The sequence below is a fragment of the Lentzea sp. NPDC005914 genome (genome assembly GCF_040629405.1).
GTDB lineage: Bacteria > Actinomycetota > Actinomycetes > Mycobacteriales > Pseudonocardiaceae > Lentzea.
This window is the reverse complement of record NZ_JBEXVQ010000013.1, coordinates 172,577-191,526: the sequence shown is the minus strand read 5'-3', so window position 1 is coordinate 191,526 and position 18,950 is coordinate 172,577. Positions and strand designations below refer to the sequence as shown.

At 68.5% G+C, this 18,950-nt stretch carries 14 protein-coding genes; 9 read left to right on the top strand and 5 right to left on the bottom strand.

Translation table 11 applies throughout. The features are described from left to right. Positions 1-101 precede the first annotated feature (101 nt). The 4 genes from yjfF to ABZ345_RS20410 all read right to left on the bottom strand — a co-directional run bounded on the left by yjfF (position 102) and on the right by ABZ345_RS20410 (position 4,689). Complete coding sequence (gene yjfF, locus ABZ345_RS20425) at positions 102-1,073, bottom strand: galactofuranose ABC transporter, permease protein YjfF (protein ID WP_359850713.1); 972 nt, start codon at positions 1,071-1,073, stop codon at positions 102-104. After that, the gene (locus ABZ345_RS20420) at positions 1,070-2,053 is read right to left on the bottom strand and encodes an ABC transporter permease (RefSeq protein ID WP_359850711.1); all 984 of its coding nucleotides are present in this window, start codon (positions 2,051-2,053) and stop codon (positions 1,070-1,072) included. The genes yjfF and ABZ345_RS20420 overlap by 4 nt, the downstream gene beginning before the upstream one ends. Beyond that, on the bottom strand, positions 2,050-3,579 hold the full coding sequence (locus tag ABZ345_RS20415) for a sugar ABC transporter ATP-binding protein (protein ID WP_359850708.1): 1,530 nt from the start codon (positions 3,577-3,579) through the stop codon (positions 2,050-2,052). Before ABZ345_RS20415 ends, ABZ345_RS20420 begins: the two co-directional genes overlap by 4 nt. 141 nt (positions 3,580-3,720) lie before the next feature. After that, positions 3,721-4,689: an ABC transporter substrate-binding protein gene (locus tag ABZ345_RS20410; protein ID WP_359850706.1), complete on the bottom strand. Its 969-nt coding sequence runs from the start codon at positions 4,687-4,689 to the stop codon at positions 3,721-3,723. Between the two features lie 201 nt (positions 4,690-4,890). Between ABZ345_RS20410 and ABZ345_RS20405 the strand changes: the two genes are divergently transcribed. The 6 genes from ABZ345_RS20405 (at position 4,891) to araA (ending at position 14,041) form a co-directional block, all read left to right on the top strand. Continuing rightward, positions 4,891-7,368 (top strand): alpha-L-arabinofuranosidase C-terminal domain-containing protein, encoded by a 2,478-nt coding sequence (locus ABZ345_RS20405; RefSeq protein ID WP_359850703.1) that lies wholly within the window; start codon positions 4,891-4,893, stop codon positions 7,366-7,368. After that, entirely contained in the window at positions 7,365-8,804 is a 1,440-nt protein-coding gene (locus tag ABZ345_RS20400; protein WP_359850700.1) for a family 43 glycosylhydrolase, read from the top strand. The genes ABZ345_RS20405 and ABZ345_RS20400 overlap by 4 nt, the downstream gene beginning before the upstream one ends. 83 nt (positions 8,805-8,887) lie before the next feature. Next, on the top strand, positions 8,888-9,901 hold the full coding sequence (locus tag ABZ345_RS20395; RefSeq protein ID WP_359850697.1) for a LacI family DNA-binding transcriptional regulator: 1,014 nt from the start codon (positions 8,888-8,890) through the stop codon (positions 9,899-9,901). 278 nt (positions 9,902-10,179) lie between these two features. Continuing rightward, positions 10,180-11,862, top strand: a complete 1,683-nt coding sequence (gene araB / locus ABZ345_RS20390; protein WP_359850694.1) for a ribulokinase — start codon at positions 10,180-10,182, stop codon at positions 11,860-11,862. After that, entirely contained in the window at positions 11,862-12,515 is a 654-nt protein-coding gene (locus tag ABZ345_RS20385) for an L-ribulose-5-phosphate 4-epimerase (protein WP_359850691.1), read from the top strand. The genes araB and ABZ345_RS20385 overlap by 1 nt, the downstream gene beginning before the upstream one ends. Before the next feature lie 17 nt (positions 12,516-12,532). Then, positions 12,533-14,041 (top strand): L-arabinose isomerase, encoded by a 1,509-nt coding sequence (gene araA / locus ABZ345_RS20380; protein WP_359850688.1) that lies wholly within the window; start codon positions 12,533-12,535, stop codon positions 14,039-14,041. On the opposite strand, the gene ABZ345_RS20375 is transcribed toward araA, so the two are convergent. Then, on the bottom strand, positions 14,011-14,772 hold the full coding sequence (locus ABZ345_RS20375; protein ID WP_359850685.1) for an alpha/beta hydrolase: 762 nt from the start codon (positions 14,770-14,772) through the stop codon (positions 14,011-14,013). The two genes, araA and ABZ345_RS20375, sit on opposite strands and share 31 nt — an antisense overlap. Positions 14,773-15,055: 283 nt before the next feature. On the opposite strand from ABZ345_RS20375, the gene ABZ345_RS20370 reads away from it, so the two are divergent. The 3 genes from ABZ345_RS20370 to ABZ345_RS20360 all read left to right on the top strand — a co-directional run bounded on the left by ABZ345_RS20370 (position 15,056) and on the right by ABZ345_RS20360 (position 18,879). Beyond that, entirely contained in the window at positions 15,056-15,805 is a 750-nt protein-coding gene (locus ABZ345_RS20370; protein WP_359850683.1) for a hypothetical protein, read from the top strand. 161 nt (positions 15,806-15,966) lie between these two features. After that, positions 15,967-17,946: an RICIN domain-containing protein gene (locus ABZ345_RS20365; protein ID WP_359850681.1), complete on the top strand. Its 1,980-nt coding sequence runs from the start codon at positions 15,967-15,969 to the stop codon at positions 17,944-17,946. Positions 17,947-17,967: 21 nt separating this feature from the next. Continuing rightward, positions 17,968-18,879, top strand: a complete 912-nt coding sequence (locus ABZ345_RS20360) for a cellulose binding domain-containing protein (protein WP_359850679.1) — start codon at positions 17,968-17,970, stop codon at positions 18,877-18,879. Positions 18,880-18,950 lie beyond the last annotated feature (71 nt).

The following is an 18,950-nucleotide window of genomic DNA, read 5'->3' as shown; positions in this document are numbered from 1 at the left end:
GCCTGTCTCCGGCTTCGACCACCTCGTGGGACTTCACGCAATCCCGCTGGGGCACGCAGCTCGTCGTGACTGCTCGGGCCTGTCACGAACGGGAGATCCCGTCAGGCGGATTTGTCGCGGATCAAACCGCGCTGCACCGCGATGAACACCAGCAGCAGCGCGCCGATCACGATCTTGGTCCACCACGAGCTGAGCGTGCCCTGGAACGAGATCAGCGTCTGGATCGTGCCGAGCACCAGCACGCCGGCGAGGCTGCCGAGCACGTACCCGACCCCGCCCGCGAGCAGGGTGCCGCCGATGACGACGGCCGCGATCGCGTCGAGTTCCATGCCCACGGCGTGCAGGCCGTAGCCGGACAGCATGTAGAGGCTGAACAGCAGGCCCGCCAGCGCCGAGCAGAAGCCGCTGATCACGTAGACGCCGACCTTGGTGCGCGCGGTCTTGAGGCCCATCAGCAGCGCGGACTGCTCGTTGCCGCCCACCGCGTAGACCGTCCGGCCGAACCGCGTCCGGTGCAGCACGTACAGGGCCGCGGCGACGACGATCAGGGCGATGATCACGTTGTAGGTGATGGTGACGCCGCCGGGCAGTTCGATGACGGCGGTGGCGACGTCGCGGAACGTGCTGTCCTTGATGGACACCGACTCCACGCTGATCAGGAAGCACAGGCCGCGCGCCAGGAACATGCCGGCGAGCGTGACGATGAACGGCTGGATGTCGAACTTGTGGATCACCAGGCCCATCAGCAGGCCGAGGGTGCTGCCGATGAGCAGCACGGCGACGACCACGAGCGGTACCGGCCAGCCCGCCTTGAGGCCTGAGGCGGTGACCATGGTCGACAGCGCGACGACCGAGCCGACGGACAGGTCGATGCCGCCGCTGAGGATCACGAACGTCATGCCGGCCGCGAGCACGATCAGGAACGCGTTGTCGATGAACAGGTTCGCGATCACCTGCCCCGACGCGAAACCGTCGTAGAGTCCGGACCCCACACCGAACGTGATCGCGAACAACACCACGGTCGCGAGGACCGGCAGGAACCGCGACGGCAGCCGGGTAGCGAGAGCGGTCATGATGAGACGGCCACCTTCCGGAAGCTGAGCGCGGCGCGGGCCTTGGGCGCCTGCACCAGGCAGACGGCGATGACGACGACGGCCTTGAACACCAGCGTGACCTCGGGCGCGACGCCGATCGTGTAGACGGTCGTGGTGAGGGTCTGGATGATCAGCGCGCCGAGCAGGGTGCCGGTGAGCGAGTAGCGTCCGCCCGCGAGCGACGTGCCGCCGATGACGACGGCGAGGATCGCGTCCATCTCGATCCACAGGCCGGCGTTGTTGGCGTCGGCGGCGCTGACGTTCGAGCTGATCATCAGGCCCGCGATGCCCGCGCACACCGCCGCGAACACGTAGACGGTCCAGATGATGGTCTTCGCGCGGACGCCGGCCAGCCTGGACGCCTCCGGGTTCACGCCGACGGCCTCGATCAGCATGCCCAGCGCGGTCTTGCGGGTGGTGAGCGCCACCAGCCCGAGCACGGCGAGGCTGATCAGGATCGAGATCGGGAGGATGAGGAACCCGGCGCCGACCTGCCGGAACGGGTCGTTGTTGACCGTGATGATCTGGCCTTCGGTGACCAGCATCGCGATACCGCGGCCCGCCGTCATCAGCACCAGCGTGGCGATGATCGGCTGGATGCCCAGGCCCGCCACCAGGAAACCGTTCCAGAGCCCGAGCAGGGCGCAGAGAACGAGCGCGATCCCCATACCGGCGAACGCCGTGCCCGCGTCCCCGGACGTTCCGATGTGGACACACGTGACCGCGCCCGCGATGGCCGCGACCGCGCCGACGGACAGGTCGATGCCGCGGGTGGCGATGACGAGGGTCATGCCGAGCGCGATCAGGAGCGTCGGCGCGCCGTTCTTGAGCACGTCGACCAGGCCGCCGTAGAGGTGGCCGTCCTGGATGCGCAACGAGAAGAACGACGGCGTGACGACCAGGTTGAGCAACAGCAACGCGACCAGCGCTAGAAGTGGCCACAGCAAGCGGTACTTCACGACGCCACCTCTTCCGACAGGTGCTCACCCGCGATGAGCCCGACGACCTCGTCGATGCTCGACCCGCCGTCGAGCTCGGCGATCTTGTGCCGGTCGCGCAGCACCACGATCCGGTCGGCGATGCGCACGACCTCCTCGAGCTCCGCCGAGATGAACAGCACCGCGGTGCCTTCGGCGGCGAGCTTCGTGACGAGCTGCTGGATCTGGGCCTTGGCACCGATGTCGATGCCGCGCGTCGGCTCGTCGAGGATCAGCAGCCGCGGTTCGGTGACGAGCCAGCGGGCCAGCAACACCTTCTGCTGGTTGCCGCCGGAGAGCGTGCGCACGAGCGCGTCCGGGTTGGCGGGCCTGATGTCCAGTGCCGCCAGGTACTTCTCGACGAGCGTGTCCTTGACCCGGCGTGACACCGGGCGGCTCCACCCGCGCGCCGCCTGCATGGCCAGCACGAGGTTGTCGCGGATGCTGAGGTCCGCGACGAGGCCTTCGCCCTTGCGGTCCTCCGAGCAGAACGCGATCCCGACGGCGATCGCCGACCTGGGGCCGCGCAGGTGCAGCGGCGAGCCGTCGACGAGCAGCCTGCCCTCGGTCGCCTTGTCCGCGCCGAAGAACAGCCGCGCCATCTCCGTGCGGCCCGAACCGAGGAGTCCGGCCAGCCCGACGACTTCGCCCGCACGGATGTCCAGATCGAACGGTGCGATGGCACCGCGCCGGCCGAGACCTTCCGCGCGCACGAGGACAGGGCCGGACGTGTCGCGGCGTTCGCTGGCGTCCTCGATCGCTTCCAGAACGCCGAGCTCGCGGCCGATCATGGCCGAGATGAGCGCACGGCGGTCCAGGTCCTTGGAGAGGTGCTCGCCGACGAGGGCTCCGTTGCGCAGCACCGTCATCCGGTCCGCGATCTCGTAGACCTGGTCGAGGAAGTGCGAGACGAACAGGATCGCCACGCCCTCGTCGCGCAGCACCCGCATGATCCGGAACAGCTCGGCGACCTCGCCCGCGTCCAGGCTCGACGTCGGTTCGTCGAGCACGAGCACGCGGCAGTCGACGGCGATCGCGCGAGCGATGGCCACGAGTTGTTGCACGGCAATGGGATGCGTGCTCAGGATCGAGGCGGGGTCGATGTGCACACCGATCCGCGCAAGCACCGCGGCGGCCTGCGTGCGCATCGCCTTGAAGTCGATGCCGCCGCGCTTGCGGGGTTCACGGCCCAGCAGGATGTTCTCCGCGACCGTGAGGTTCGCGCAGAGGTTGACCTCCTGGTACACCGTGCTGATCCCGGCCTGCTGGGCGTCGCCGGGGGAGGAGAACGTGACGGTGTCGCCCGCCAGCAGCGTTGTGCCGCTGTCCGGGGTGTGCACGCCGGTCAGCGTCTTGATCAGAGTGGACTTGCCGGCGCCGTTCTCGCCCATGAGAGCGTGAACCTCGCCGGGGAACAGCCGGAAGTCGACGTCCTGCAACGCCTTCACGCCAGGAAACGCGAGGCTGATGCCCCGCATCTCGACGATCGGTGTGTCGGGCTCGGTCATGGGTTGGGACCCTCGTCGCTGGGGCGCGGGACCCGTCACCGAATGGGAGAGAGTGACGGGCCCCGCGAGTCTGCGTGGCTGGCTGGGGTGCGGGACCCGTCAGCTACTCAAGGAGATGACGGGCCCCGCTGTCTGAAGGGATCAGTACTGGCGCTGGGGGAGGGCGGCCTTGGCCTGCTCCTGCGTGAACGTGCCTTCCACGGTCACGACTCGAGCGGGCACCTCCTCGCCCTTGACGACCTTCTTGGCCAGCTCCATCAACTGCTTGCCCAGCAACGGGTTGCACTCGACGATGTAGTTGATCTCGCCGTTGGCCAGCGCCGTCATGCCGTCCTTGACCGCGTCGACGGTGATGATCTTGATGTCCTTGCCGGGCACCTTGCCGGCGGCCTTGATCGCCTCGATCGCGCCCAGACCCATGTCGTCGTTGTGCGCGTACACGACGTCGATCTTCGGCTGGGACTTCAGGAACGCTTCCATGACCTGCTTGCCGCCGGAGCGGGTGAAGTCACCGGTCTGCGAGGCGACGATCTTGATGTCCGGCTTGGAGGCGATCTTCTCCTCGAAGCCCTTCTTGCGGTCGATCGCGGGCGCCGCACCCGTGGTGCCCTGCAGCTCCACGATGTTGGTCGGGCCGGTGGCGTTGGCGACCATCCAGTCGCCGGCCTTGCGGCCCTCCTCGACGAAGTCCGAACCGAGGAACGTCTTGTACAGCGACTTGTCGCTGGAGTCGACGGAGCGGTCGGTGAGGATGACCGGGATGTTGGCGCGCTTGGCTTCCAGCAGCACGGTGTCCCAGCCGGTCTCGACGACCGGGCTGAACGCGATCACCTTGACCTTCTGCTGGATGTAGGACCGGATCGCCTTGATCTGGTTCTCCTGCTTCTGCTGAGCGTCGGAGAACTTCAGGTCGATCCCGGCGGCCTTGGCCTCGTCCTGGACCGACTTCGTGTTCGCGGTGCGCCAGCCACTCTCGGCGCCCACCTGGGCGAAGCCCATCGTGATGGTGTCGCCGGACGAGTTGGTGCCGGCACCGCCGGAGCCAGAGCCGCACGCTGTCAGCGCGCAGAGCGCGATCACGCTGGCGGCTGTCGTGATCTTCTTCAGCACAGGAGTTCCTCCGAGGTGACTACGGTGTCGCGGAGCCTGACCGCGTGTCCGCGGCTGTCAGGTGGACAAGAGTGAACGCTCACATCAGTCGCGTCAAGCCTTCGACCATAACGACTTGTGACCGTTGACCTGACCTTGCGGCGGTCGTATGTTAGCGCTCACTTTTGCAGCGAACGCCCACGAACGCCCCGGAGCCAATGAATGTCCCCCAGGCACGTTCTGCTGTCCGCCGCCCTCGCGGCCTCCCTGCTGGCCGCCGTCCCCGGTTCGGGCGCGGCGGCCGATGCTGACTACACGATCAAGGTCGACGCCACGAGGAAGGGCGCGTCGATCGACGACACGATGTACGGCGTCTTCTTCGAGGACATCAATCGTGCCGCTGACGGTGGCCTCTACGCGGAACTCGTGCAGAACCGGTCGTTCGAGTACGACAAGGCCGACAACGCGTCCTACACCAGCCTGACCTCGTGGGCACCGCACAGCGGCACCGTAGACGTGGCCGACGACAGCGGCCGGATGAACGAGCGCAACCGCCGTTACCTCAAGCTCGGCCTGCCCGCGGGTGTCATCAACTCGGGCTACAACAGCGGAATCGCGGTCCAGGAGGGCCAGCGCTACGACTTCTCCGTCTGGGCCCGCACCGACCAGTCCGCCACGCCGCTGACCGCCACCATCACCGATCCGGCGGGCAGCCCGCTGGGTGACGCGGTGAAGGTCCAGGTTCGCGGCGACGGCTGGGCCCGCTACACCGGCACCGTCCGCGCGAAGAAGTCGACGACGACCGGCAGGCTGCTCGTCACCGGCGGCGGCACCGGGACCCTGCGCCTCGACATGATCTCGCTGATGCCGCAGGACACCTTCAAGGGCCACGGCCTGCGCCGCGACCTCGCCGAGAAGGTCGCCGCCCTGAAGCCCGGCTTCGTGCGGTTCCCCGGCGGCTGCCTGGTCAACACCGGCAGCCACTACGGTTACGACGCTCCCGCGTACGAGCGCCGCCGTTCGTACCAGTGGAAGGACACCATCGGCCCGGTCGAGCAGCGCGCCACGAACTGGAACTTCTGGGGCTACAACCAGTCCTACGGGCTCGGCTACTACGAGTACTTCCAGTTCGCCGAAGACGTCGGCGCGATGCCCCTGCCCGTCGTGCCCGCCCTGGTCACCGGCTGTGGCCAGAACCGCGCCACGGACGACCCCGCGTTGCTGCAGCGGCACATCCAGGACACGCTCGACCTGATCGAGTTCGCCAACGGGCCCGCCGACTCGACCTGGGGTCGCAAGCGCGCCGAGATGGGCCACCCCCAGCCGTTCAAGCTCACCCACGTCTCGGTCGGCAACGAGGAGAACCTGCCGGACGAGTACTTCGCCCGCTTCACCGAGTTCCGCAAGGTGATCAACGCCAAGTACCCGGACATCACGGTCGTGGGCAACTCCGGCCCCGACGACACCGGCGGCACCTTCGACCGGCTGTGGCAGCTCAACAAGCAGGCCGGCGTGAAGATGGTCGACGAGCACTACTACAACAGCCCGTCCTGGTTCCTGGAGAACAACAGCCGCTACGACTCCTACGACCGCAACGGTCCCAAGGTGTTCCTCGGCGAGTACGCCTCTCTGGACAACAAGTACTTCAACGCGCTGAGCGAAGCCGCGTACATGACCGGCCTGGAACGCAACGCCGACGTCGTGAAGCTCGCCTCCTACGCGCCGCTGCTGTCCAATGAGGACTACGTGCAGTGGAAGCCGGACATGATCTGGTTCAACAACCACGCGTCGTGGGGTTCGGCGAGCTACGAGACCCAGAAGCTGTTCATGAACAACGTGGGCGACCAGGTCGTGCCGAGCACCGCGTCGGCCACGCCGTCCACCCAGGCTCCGATCACGGGCGCGATCGGCCTGTCGACGTGGGCGACCGCCGCTGCCTACGACGATGTTCACGTTACCAACGCGGCCGGCCAGCAGTTGTTCGGTGACGACTTCTCCGGCACCGACGCGCAGTGGACCAAGACCGGCAAGGGTGCCTGGAACGTCGTGAACGGCGCCTACGTCCAGTCCGACGCGGCCGCCGAGAACACCCTGGTGACGGCCGGATCGCGCGACTGGCGCGACTACACGCTGAACCTGAAGGCCACCAAGCAGTCCGGACGTGAGGGCTTCCTCGTCGCGTTCGGCGTGCAGGACACCGGCAACTACTACTGGTGGAACCTGGGCGGCTGGAACAACACCCAGTCCGCCGTCGAGAAGTCCGCCGGTGGCGCCAAGAGCACGCTGCTCAGCAACAACACCAGCATCGAGACCGGCCGCACCTACGACGTGCGGGTCGAGGTGCGCGGCCGGAAGGTGGCGTTGTTCCTCGACGGCCAGAAGTGGGGCGAGTTCAACGACGACTCGCGCGTCGAACCGTTCCGCCAGGTCGTGACCCGCGATCTCGCGACCGGCGAGCTGATCGTCAAGGTCGTCAACGCCCAGGACAACGCCGCCCGCACCTCGATCGACCTGGGCATGCCGGTGGCGTCGACCGCGAAGGTCACCGTCCTGCAGGGCTGTCCCGACGACGTGAACACCGAGTTCGCCCAGCCGATCAAGCCGCGCACGAGCCAGGTGAGCGTGCGCACCTCCTTCAGCTACACGTTCCCGCCGAACTCAGTCACGGTCTTCCGCGTCAAGGACAGGAGCCGCAAGTGATCGACCGCAGATCCCTGCTGCTGGGCACGGGTGGCGTCCTCGCCGCCACCGGCACGCTTTCTCTCGCCGGCTCCGCGGCCGTCTCAGCCGCTCCTGAACCCGTCACCGAGCTGCCGACCCGCAGCCCGCTGGTCGAGCAGCGCGCCGACCCGTTCATCACGCCGCCGACCGACGGCATGTACTACCTGACCGGGTCCGTGCCGGAGTACGACCGGATCGTCGTGCGTGGAGCGTCCACTCTGGACGGTCTGTCGGCGGCGCGGGAACGGACGATCTGGCGTCGTCCGGCGTCCGGGAAGATGGGCGGCTACATCTGGGCGCCGGAGCTGCACCGCATCGACGGCAAGTGGTACGTCTACTTCGCGGCGGGCGACAAGGACGAGCCGTTCCGCATCCGCACCTACGTGCTGGAGTCTCCCAACGCCGACCCCCGGGAGAGCGGCTGGGTGTTGCGCGGCCAGATCGTGACGCACCTGGACACGTTCACCCTGGACGCGACCACGTTCGCGCATCGCGGGAAGCGCTACTTCCTGTGGGCGCAGAACGATCCGGCGGTCGGCTCCGGCACCAACCTCTACATCGCGGAGATGGCCTCGCCGCTGGCGTTGAAGACGACGCCCGTGCGCATCGCTACCCCCACGGCGTCGTGGGAGGTGCAGGGTTTCCGCGTGAACGAGGGGCCGGCGGTGCTGATCCGCAACGGCCGGGTGTTCGTCACGTTCTCCGCCAGCGCCACCGACGCCCGGTACTGCATGGGCCTGCTGACTGCCGACGAGAACGCGAACCTGCTCGACGCGCGGTCGTGGACCAAGTCCGCCCAGCCGGTCTTCTCGACCAATGCTCCGACCTCGCAGTACGGACCGGGACACAACTCGTTCACGACGGTCGGCGGCATGGACGTGCTCGTCTACCACGCCCGTGACTACCGCGACATCAGTGGTGACCCGCTGTTCGACCCGAACCGGCACACCCGCGTGCAACGGTTGCACTGGAACGACGACGGCACGCCCTCGTTCGGCGTCCCGGTGGGGCGCGGCGGCCCGATCGCCCGGCTGTCCACGCTGGACGGGCTGTTCGTGCGGCACTACGAGTACCGGTTGCGGGTGGACGGCAACGTCCGCGAGCTCGCCGACTCGCAGTTCCGGTTCGTGCCGGGATTCCTCGGCTCCGGCACCGTGGCGCTGCAGTCGGTCAACTTCCCCGATCGTTACGTGCGTGTGGACGGTGACGTCATCCGCATCGACCCGTTCGAGGACACGGACACCTACGGCCGTGCGGCGAGCTTTACGCGGGTGCCGGGACTCGCGGACGGCAAGGCGATTTCGTTGAATGTTGGAGCAGATTCTTATCTCATCCACGATCGAGGCAGACTGGTCGCCGGCAGACCTGGAAACGACCGCGACGCGCGCCGACGTGCGACGTTCCGGATCGAATAGCGGTCACAATGGGTGTGCTGAACCGAGGCTGACGGGTGTTATCGCTAACATCATCGGTCTAGACCAAGGATCGGAGATCGTCCGTGGAGCAGAAGACCACGCGTGACCCCGCGATGACCGACGTCGCTCGCCTCGCAGGGGTGTCGCATCAGACGGTCTCGCGTGTTCTCAACGACCACCCGAACGTCCGCGAGCAGACCCGCCTGCGGGTGCGGGCGGCGATCAAGGAGCTGGGCTACCGGCCGAACAGGGCGGCTCGCGCGCTGGTCACCGGCAAGACGCAGCTGATCGGCGTGGTGGCGCAGAACTCGACGCTGTACGGCCCCGCCTCGCTGCTGTCCGCCTTCGAGGAGGCCGCGGGGGAGGCCGGGTTCGCGGTCAGCGTCGGCAGGGTGAAGGTGCTCGACCGCGAGTCGATAGCGGCCGCCGTCGAACGCCACCGCGACCAGCGGGTGGCCGGGATCGTCGTGATAGCGCCGAACTCGTCCGCGGCCGACGCACTGGCCGACGTCCCCGCCGAACTGCCGCTGGTCACTGTGGACGGTGACCCGGAACGGTCGACGCCGCTCGTCACGGTCGACCAGGGAGTCGGCGCGTACGACGCCACCACCCACCTCCTGCAGGCCGGACACTCGACGGTGTGGCACGTCTCCGGCCCCACCGACTGGTTCGACGCGGCCGGCCGCGTGCAGGGCTGGCGCCGGGCGCTGGAGCTCCACAACGCCGAGGTGCCGCCGGTGGTTGCTGCTGATTGGACTGCGGCGGCCGGGTACAAGGCCGGGCAGATGCTGGCGCGGATGCCCGAGGTCACCGCGGTGTTCGCGTCCAACGACCACCTCGCTCTCGGTGTGCTGCGGGCGATGCACGAGCGCGGGCGGCGGGTGCCGCACGACGTGAGCGTCGTCGGGTTCGACGACGTGCCGGAGGCGGAGTTCTTCATCCCGCCGCTGACGACGGTCCGGCCCGACTTCGCGGCGGTGGCCCGGGAGACGCTCGGCCTGCTGCTCGAGCAGGTCAGCGAGGGCGAGTCGACTCGGCCGCGGCGGACGATCGCGCCGGTGCTGGTGCAGCGCCAGAGCGTGGGCCCGCCCGCCTGAACTCGGCCGGGGTTGGGCGCCGGTCCGACGGCCTCCGCCGAACGTCCGCGGGCACCCCGCCACCCTGCGATCGCCAGGCTTCTGATCACGCCCGGCCTGTTCGGTGACCGCCGAACAGGCCGGGCGTGGCCAGGGGCCTGTTCGGCGATCGGCCGGTACCGCTCGCAGTGCGCCATTGTCGTGCGTTCACTCATTTGCTCATACCGGTTCTATCAAGGCTTTTCACGACGTCTCGTCAGCATCTTGACGGGCCGAATGTTAGCGATAACACTCAGCTCGTGACTGACGAGACGATCCATCCCGACGCGTGTGTCGTGGGTGTCGACTTCGGCACGTTGTCCGGTCGCGCCGTGGTCGTGCGCGTCCGTGACGGCGCCGAGCTCGGCACCGCGGTGCACGACTACCGCCACGCCGTGGTGGACAGCGTTCTGCCGGCGACGGGCAAGGCTCTGCCGCCGGAGTGGGCGCTGCAGGTGCCGGCCGACTACCTCGACGTCCTGCGGACCGCCGTCCCGCAGGCCGTCGAGGCCGCCGGTGTCGCGCCGGAACTGGTCATCGGCATCGGCACGGACTTCACCGCCTGCACCATGGTTCCGGTGACGGCCGATGGCACGCCGTTGTGCGACCTGCCGGAGTTCGCGGACAACCCGCACGCCTACATCAAGCTGTGGCGCCATCACGCCGCCCAGCCGCAGGCCGACCGCATCAACGAGCTGGCCCGCGACCGCAAGGAGGCGTGGCTGCCGCGCTACGGCGGCCTCATCTCCTCGGAGTGGGAGTTCGCCAAGGGTCTGCAGGTCCTGGAGGAGGCGCCCGAGGTCTACGCGGCGATGGCCCACTGGGTCGAGGCCGCCGACTGGATCGTCTGGCAGCTCACCGGCGAGTACACGCGCAACGCCTGCACCGCCGGCTACAAGGGAATCCACCAGGACGGCGGGTATCCGAGCGAGGAGTTCCTCGCCGAGCTCAACCCCGCGTTCGCCACGTTCGTCGAGGACAAGCTCGACCACCCGCTGTCCGCGCTCGGTGACAAGGCCGGCAGCCTGACCGCGGAAGCCGCGCGGTGGACCGGACTCCCGCAGGGGATCGCGGTCTCGGTCGGCAACGTCGACGCCCACGTCACCGCACCGGCCGCGCAGGCCGTCGAGCCCGGCCAGATGGTCGCGATCATGGGCACCTCCACGTGCCACGTGATGAGCGGCGACGTGCTGCGCGAGGTTCCTGGCATGTGCGGTGTGGTCGACGGCGGGATCGTGCCGGGCCTCTGGGGTTACGAGGCGGGGCAGTCCGGTGTCGGCGACATCTTCGCGTGGTACGTGAAGAACCAGGTGCCGCCCGTCTACCACGAGCAGGCGAAGGAGCGCGGGCTCTCCGTGCACGAACTGCTGTCCGAGCTGGCGGCGGACCAGGCCCCCGGCGAGCACGGGCTGATCGCGCTCGACTGGCACAGCGGCAACAGGTCCGTGCTAGTCGACCACGAGCTGTCCGGTGTGATCCTCGGGCAGACCCTGGCCACGAAGGCGGAGGACGTCTACCGCGCTCTGCTGGAGGCCACGGCGTTCGGCACGCGGGTCATCGTGGACACGTTCACGGACTCGGGCGTGCCGGTGACCGAGCTGGTCATCGCGGGCGGGTTGATCAAGAACACGCTGCTGATGCAGATCTACGCCGACGTCACCGATCTGCCGTTGTCGGTCATCGGTTCCGCGCAGGGACCGGCGCTCGGCAGCGCCATGCACGCGGCGGTGGCGGCGGGAGCGTACGCGGACATCCGCGAGGCCGCCCAGGCCATGGGGTCGGTGCGCCGCAACGTCTTCATGCCCATCCCGGAGAACGTCGTCGCCTACGAGCGGCTGTTCCTCGAATATCAGGAGCTGCACGACCACTTCGGCCGGGGTGGCAACGATGTCATGCGCCGGCTGCGCAAGTTCCGCCGTGAGGCCGTCGAGGGGAAGAACTGATGTCGGTCACGGCGGAACTGCGCCGCACGGTCGCCGACCTGCACCGCGAGCTCACCAAGTACGAGCTGGTGATCTGGACCGCGGGCAACGTGTCGGCGCGGGTGCCCGGCCACGAGCTGATGGTCATCAAGCCGTCCGGGGTGTCCTACGACGAGCTCGGACCCGAGGCGATGGTCGTGACCGACCTGCACGGCAACCTCGTCGAAGGCGAGTACGCGCCGTCGTCGGACACCGCCGCGCACGCGTACGTGTACCGGCACATGCCCGACGTGAACGGTGTCGTGCACACGCATTCCCCTTACGCGACAGCGTGGGCGGCGCGCGGCGAACCGATCCCGTGCGTGCTGACGATGATCGCGGACGAGTTCGGCGGCGAGATCCCGGTCGGCCCGTTCGCGTTGATCGGCGACGACTCGATCGGCCAGGGCATCGTGGAGACGCTCAAGGCCAGCAGGTCCCGTGCGGTGCTGATGCGCAACCACGGCCCGTTCACGGTCGGCCCGACCGCGAAGTCCGCGGTGAAGTCCGCGGTGATGCTGGAGGACGTGGCGCGCACCGTCCACTTCGCACTCCAGCTCGGCAAGGCCTCCGCCATCGACCAGCAGGACGTCGACCGGCTTTACGAGCGCTACCAGAACGTCTACGGGCAGTGAGCCCACGAGGAGAGCACATGTCGTTCGCGGGCAAGCCGCAGGTCTGGTTCCTCACCGGCAGCCAGCACCTCTACGGCCCAGAGACGCTCGACCAGGTGGCGGCGCAGTCCCAGCAGATCCAGCGGATGCTCGCCGACTCCGGCAAGATCAGCACCGAGATCGTGTGGAAGCCGGTGCTCACCGACGCGGGCGCGATCCGCTCGATCATGCAGACGGCGAACAACGACCCGTCGTGCGTCGGCGTGATCGCGTGGATGCACACGTTCTCGCCGGCGAAGATGTGGATCACCGGCCTCGATCTGCTGCGCAAACCGTTGCTGCACCTGCACACCCAGCTCAACGAGGCGCTGCCGTGGTCCACGATCGACATGGACTTCATGAACCTCAACCAGGCCGCGCACGGTGACCGCGAGTTCGCCTACGTGCAGACGCGCATCGGCGTGGCGCGCAAGACCGTGGCGGGCCACGCGAGCGACCCGCAGCTGGCGTCGCGGATCGACGGCTGGGCGCGTGCCGCGGCCGGGCTCGCGCACCTGCGCAGCCTCAAGCTCGCGCGGTTCGGCGACAACATGCGCGACGTCGCGGTGACCGAGGGCGACAAGGTCGAGGCGGAGCTGCGGTTCGGTGTCTCGGTCAACACCTATGGCGTCAACGACCTCGTCGAGGTGGTGGACGCGGTGGCGGACGCCGACATCGACCTGCTCGTCGCCGACTACGCCGAGACCTACGACCTCGCACCGGCGTTGGCGCGCGGGGGAGACCGGCACGCGTCGCTGCGCTACGCCGCGCGCATCGAGATCGGCCTGCGGTCCTTTTTGGACGAAGGCGGCTTCGGTGCCTTCACGACGAACTTCCAGGACCTCGGTGGCCTCAAGCAGCTGCCCGGCCTCGCGGTGCAACGCCTGATGGCCGACGGGTACGGCTTCGGCGGCGAGGGCGACTGGAAGACCTCGGCGCTGCTCGCCGCGGTGAAGGTCATGGGCGCCGGAACCGGGCGCGGCACCTCGTTCATGGAGGACTACACCTACCACTTCGGGCCGGGCACGCCGAAGGTGCTGGGCGCGCACATGCTCGAGGTGTGCCCGACGATCGCGGACGGCGTGCCGTCGTGCGAGATCCACCGGCTCGACATCGGCGACCGCGAGGACCCGGTTCGCCTGGTGTTCGACGCGGCGGCGGGCCCTGCCGTGGTGATCGGCCTGGCCGACCTCGGTGACCGCTTCCGCCTGGTGGCCAACGAGGTCGAGGTCGTCGGACCGGACGAGCCGCTGCCGAACCTGCCCGTCGCACGCGCGGTGTGGCGGCCGGCGCCGTCGCTGTCGACGTCGGCCGAGTGCTGGCTCACCGCGGGCGGACCGCACCACACCGTGTTGACCCAAGCCGTCGGATCCGAGACGCTGCACGACTTCGCCACGATGGCGGCCACCGAACTGGTGCTGATCGACTCGTCGACCACCCCCGGTCAGTTCGGCGACCGCCTGCGCTGGAACGCGGCCTACCACCGCCTCGCGGCGGGGATGCGCTGACTGATGTCGCCGGCGTAGAACGCGGCGATCCGCTTCCAGGTCGCGACGGGGTTGGAGTACATCGGGAGATGCCCGCTGTGCGGGATCTCGGCGAGCTCCACCCCGTTCGCGTCCAGCGACGGCAGATAGGACAGTGACGCGCAGTCCTCGCCGTAGAGGTACATCTTCGGTATGGGCAGCGCGAGGAACTTGTTCAGCAGGTCTCCGTGGTCGGCGAGCTCGACCACGGACCGCAGGATGCCGTGCAGGGCCCCAGGACGGATCTTGTGCGGCAGGTTCGAGAAGTACAGGCCGCTCGAGTAGCCCTCACCCCGGCGGGCGCCCTCGATGAAGCGCGTGAAGAGGTCGCGAGGCTCCTGCTGCGCCAGCACCTGCCTGGTCGGCGCGCAGTCCTCGGGGGCCAGCGTGCCCTTGATGTTGACGAAGCTGAGCACACGACCCGGCTCGCGGTGCGCGAGCAACAGTGCCGTGAGGCCGCCGAGCGAGTGCCCGACGACGTGGTAGCGGCCGATGCCCGCACGGTCGAGCATCGCGCGCGCGGTGTCCACCAGGAACGGTACGTCGATCGCCCCGAGATCGGCGCACTCCGTGGCTCCGCAGCCCGGCAGGTCGTAGGCGAGGAAGGCGCGATCAGCGAAGTCGTGCCGCTGCGTGATGTCGGTGTAGTCCTCCTTGCTCGTGCCGAACCCGTGCAGGAACACGATCGGTTCGGTGGTGCCGCCGCGGTGCACCGCGGCGATCTTGAGGTTGACTCCCTGAACTCTCAGGCGAAGTTGTTCGTGTACGACTCTGTGCCCCGATGGCATAGCGGTCCCCGGAATTCTGCGCAGTGCGGTCTGCGGTACGAGACAGCCAGCATTGCACTTGCTGTGAACGCTCACAAGTAGTTGAACCCTGGACGGTCCCGGTCCGTATCCCGGTGTGCCGGCATAAACGTCCACTGATTCGTGAGGGTTCGAAATGTCGAGAGCACATGCAAAACCGGAGCGACGCAAGCGGGTGCTCGTTGCCGGAATGGCCGTAGCCGCGACCTTGACCGCCGGTACCGCGATCGCCGCGTTCGCCGCGGGCGGGGACGACGCCGCTGGTCAGTCGATCGCCTGCCCGAAGCCCGAGATCGGCGTCGCCGTTCCTGCGCAGGCGCAGGCCGAGGTCACGCGTGAGCTGGCCAATCTGGACAAGCAGATCGCCGAGGCCAGCAACAGGCTGCGCACTTCAGCGGGAGAAGGTGGGCCGAACTTCGTGCAGAACGCGATTCTCGGACCTCTGAAGGACAAGCGGGTCGCGGCGCTGAACCGCATCGAGACCGCTATCGGCCGGGTCGCCGCAAAGCCCGAGGGCCTGGAAAGGTTCGCTCCCTGCGGACTCGGCAAGGCTCCCGCGGTCGGTGCGGCACCGACGACCTCCCGCCAGGCGTCCGGGAACAACTCCGGGAACAACAACGCGGGGAACAACGCCGGCAACGGGTCGTCGGCGTCGGGGAAGACGATCGAGTGCCCGGTGCCGGTGCTGCAGAACGTTCCCGCGAAGGCTCAGGCCGAAGTGGACCGCGAGCTGCAGAACCTCAACAAGCAGCAGGCGGAGGCCAACGAGCGGCTGCGCACGTCCGCCGGTCAGGGTGGGCCGAACTTCGTGCAGAACGCGATTCTCGGGCCGTTGACGGGCAAGCGGTCCTCCGCGCTCGACCGGATCGCGATCGCCATCGGCCGCGTCGGTGAGAAGCCTCAGGGACTGGAACGTTTCGCCACCTGCTCGCTCAAGTAACCCTCCTCGGGGTCGAGAGCCACAGGGCCCGCCTCTCCTCGGGGGTGAGCGTTCCACCGAGGGACTGCCGAGCGGACGCGCCACCGCTCGGCAGTCCCTTGACGCACCACCCGGTCCTCGGTAGATGTTAACGCGAACATCGCCCGTTCAACGGAGAACCGATGACCAGATTCCCTGCCTTTCTCGCCGCTTCGGCGCTCACACTGTCCACAGTGGTCTCCAGCGGTGTCCCTGCCGCCGCCGCCGTGGAATCCGTGACCGTGCGGCCGGATCCGACCTATCAGCAAGAGCCGTTCCAAGGTTGGGGTACGAGCCTCGTCTGGTTCGCCAACGCGACCGGGGGATACCCGGACGAGATCCGCAACCAGCTCGCAGAGCTGCTGTTCGGTGAGGACGGACTCAACCTCAACATCGCCCGCTACAACATCGGCGGCGGCAACGCGCCGGATGTGCCGCAGTACCTGCGCCCCGGCGCGGCAGTGCCCGGCTGGTGGAAGGCCCCGGCCGGCACGAAGCGCACGGACACCGACTGGTGGAAGCCCGGTGATCCCCGGTTCTTCGACGCCGCGGCGGACCCGAACCAGCGCTGGTGGGTCGACCGGATCAAGTCCGACGTCACCAGGTGGGAGGCGTTCAGCAACTCGCCGCCGTGGTTCCAGACCGTCAGCGGTTACGTGTCTGGCGGGCTGGACGCGACCGCGGATCAGCTGCGCGAGGACCGCGTCGAGGACTTCGCCGCCTACCTGACGCAGGCGACCGCGGAACTCGAACGCTCACACGGCATCAAGTTCTCGACACTCGACCCGTTCAACGAGCCCAACACCCCGTACTGGAGCACGAAGCTCGGCCCGGACGGCAACCCCACGGGTGGCCGCCAGGAGGGCGCGCACATGAGCCCTGCACTGCAGGCGAAGGTCGTGCCCGCGGTGGCGGACGCGTTGCGCGCCAAGCGGCTCAAGGCCGTCGTGTCCGCTCCGGACGAGACCAACCCCGGCATCTTCGCCGAAGACTGGGCCGGCTATCCGGCCTCGGTCCGCTCGCAGCTCGGCCAGTTGAACGTGCACACCTACGGCCAGGACCGCCGCACGTCCGCCCGTGACATCGCCAAGGCCGCGGACAAGCCGTTGTGGATGAGCGAGGTCGACGGCTCGTGGGGGACGAAGCAGGACTTCACCGCCATGGACTCCGGCCTGGGCATCGCGGCCCGCGTGATCGACGACCTGCGCGAGCTCGAGCCACGCGCGTGGCTGCTGTGGCAGGCGGTCGAGGACTACGACAACATGAAGCCCGGCGGTGAGACGCCGGCCGGCATGAACTGGGGCGTCGTCCAGATCCCGTTCAACTGCGGCCCGCAGGACACGCTCGCGACCTGCCCGGCTCGCGTCAACTCGAAGTTTCACACGCTGCGGAACTTCACCCACTACGTCAAGCCCGGTGACCGTCTGGTCAAGGTCAACACGAAGTCCGACGTGGCCGCGGTGCGCAACACCGAGCTGAAGACCGTGGTGCACCTCAACCAGTCCGAGCAGCCGCAGTCCGTGACGCTGGACCTCTCCGGCTTCGGCTCGGTGCGCTCCAGCGCCTCCGTGCGGCCGATCGTCACCGACATGTTCGGCGCGCTGACCAAGGGCGCCGCGGTCCGGGTGAAGGACCGCAAGGCAACGCTCACAGTGCCCGCGCGGTCGGTCGTCACGTTCGACGTGTCGGGTGTCAGCGGCCTCGATCGTTCCGCCGCGTTGAGCGGTGAGCAGCGGCTGACGGGTGTGCAGAGCGGCAAGTCCCTTGCCCCGTCCGGCACCTCGCTCGTGCAGCGCACGACGGACCCCGCCGCGCGCGACCAGGTGTGGCGGCTGGAGCGCAAGACGGGCGGCTACGGCAGCGATGTCCAGTTCGGCGTTGTGAACGCCGCCACCGGCCAGCGGATCGCCGCTGTGGACGGTAACGCGACGTTGACCAAGGCCGACAGTCCCGCTGCCAGGTGGGTGCTGTCGTCCACCGGCGACGGCAGCTGGACGTTCGTGAACGCCGCGACCGGATCGCTGCTCGACGTCGTCGGCGAGTCGCGTGAGGACGGAGCCAGAATCGGGTTGTACCACGCGACTTCTGGTGCGAACCAACGCTGGACAGCAACATCTCGTTGAGTTGAGCCTTCAGGAGTGACGGTGGCGCGCAAGCACGTGATGGTGATGTTGACCCTGCTCGTGGCGGGGTGCACAGCCGAACCGCAAGCGCCGCCACCGTCCTCCCGGAGCCCGCTCAAGCCACCGTCGCTGATCAACGAGGTGGTGCCCCCGCAGGACGTGATCACCGTGGTGACCGATGTGGTCGACGGCCGCACGGTCGAGCTCGCCGACGGCACGAAGGTCCGCGTCGCGCAGCTGGCCGCGCCGAAGGAGTGCTGGGCCGCGGCGTCGCTCGACTTCGCCAGGTCGACTCTGCTGGCGCGATCCGTGCGGTTCACCGGTATCGCTCCCGGCGAGATCACCCTCGAGCTCGAGGACGGCACCGACTACGCGGTGCTGGCGGTGCAGCAGGGCGCGTTGCGACCGGAAGGCGTCGACGGCGGCCCGCTGATCAGCGCCCAGACCGAGGCCGCGGCGGCGAAGCGGGGACTGTGGGGCCCGCCCTGCGACGGTTCTGAGACGGCCAAGCCTCCTTCTTCGCCCAAGCCGACGACCGTGCCGCCTCCGCCGCCGGTGGCGACGTCCAGCGAGACGCCGCCGACCACGACCAACCCGCCACGCCCGCCTGCCAAGACGTGCGCCGTCGCGTACCGGGTCACCGGGCAGTGGCAGGGCGGTTTCCAGGCCAGCGTCACGGTGCGCAACACCGGCACCGCCGCGGTCAGCGGCTGGACGCTGCGATGGAGCTTCTCCAACGGCGAGACCGTGCGCGACATGTGGAACGCCTCGCCGCGCCAGTCCGGCTCGACGGTCAACGCGGTCAATGCCGACTACAACCCGCAGATCGCGCCCGGCGGCTCGGTCGAGATCGGGTACAACGGCAACGCGCGCGGTCCGCACTCGGCGCCGACTTCGTTCACTTTCAACGGCGCCCAATGCTCTGTCGGCTAACGCAGTGCACTGTGGAATAACGCGAAGCGGCCCGGCACCATCAGTGCCGGGCCGCTCCTGTGCTGTCAGCC

Excerpts from the sequence above, each read along its gene's own strand:
- yjfF (WP_359850713.1), bottom strand. The coding sequence starts at position 1,073 with ATGACCGCTCTCGCTACCCGGCTGCCGTCGCGGTTCCTGCCGGTCCTC.
- ABZ345_RS20415 (WP_359850708.1), bottom strand. The coding sequence starts at position 3,579 with ATGACCGAGCCCGACACACCGATCGTCGAGATGCGGGGCATCAGCCTC.
- ABZ345_RS20405 (WP_359850703.1), top strand. The coding sequence starts at position 4,891 with ATGTCCCCCAGGCACGTTCTGCTGTCCGCCGCCCTCGCGGCCTCCCTG.
- ABZ345_RS20385 (WP_359850691.1), top strand. The coding sequence starts at position 11,862 with ATGTCGGTCACGGCGGAACTGCGCCGCACGGTCGCCGACCTGCACCGC.
- araA (WP_359850688.1), top strand. The coding sequence starts at position 12,533 with ATGTCGTTCGCGGGCAAGCCGCAGGTCTGGTTCCTCACCGGCAGCCAG.
- ABZ345_RS20370 (WP_359850683.1), top strand. The coding sequence starts at position 15,056 with ATGGCCGTAGCCGCGACCTTGACCGCCGGTACCGCGATCGCCGCGTTC.
- ABZ345_RS20365 (WP_359850681.1), top strand. The coding sequence starts at position 15,967 with ATGACCAGATTCCCTGCCTTTCTCGCCGCTTCGGCGCTCACACTGTCC.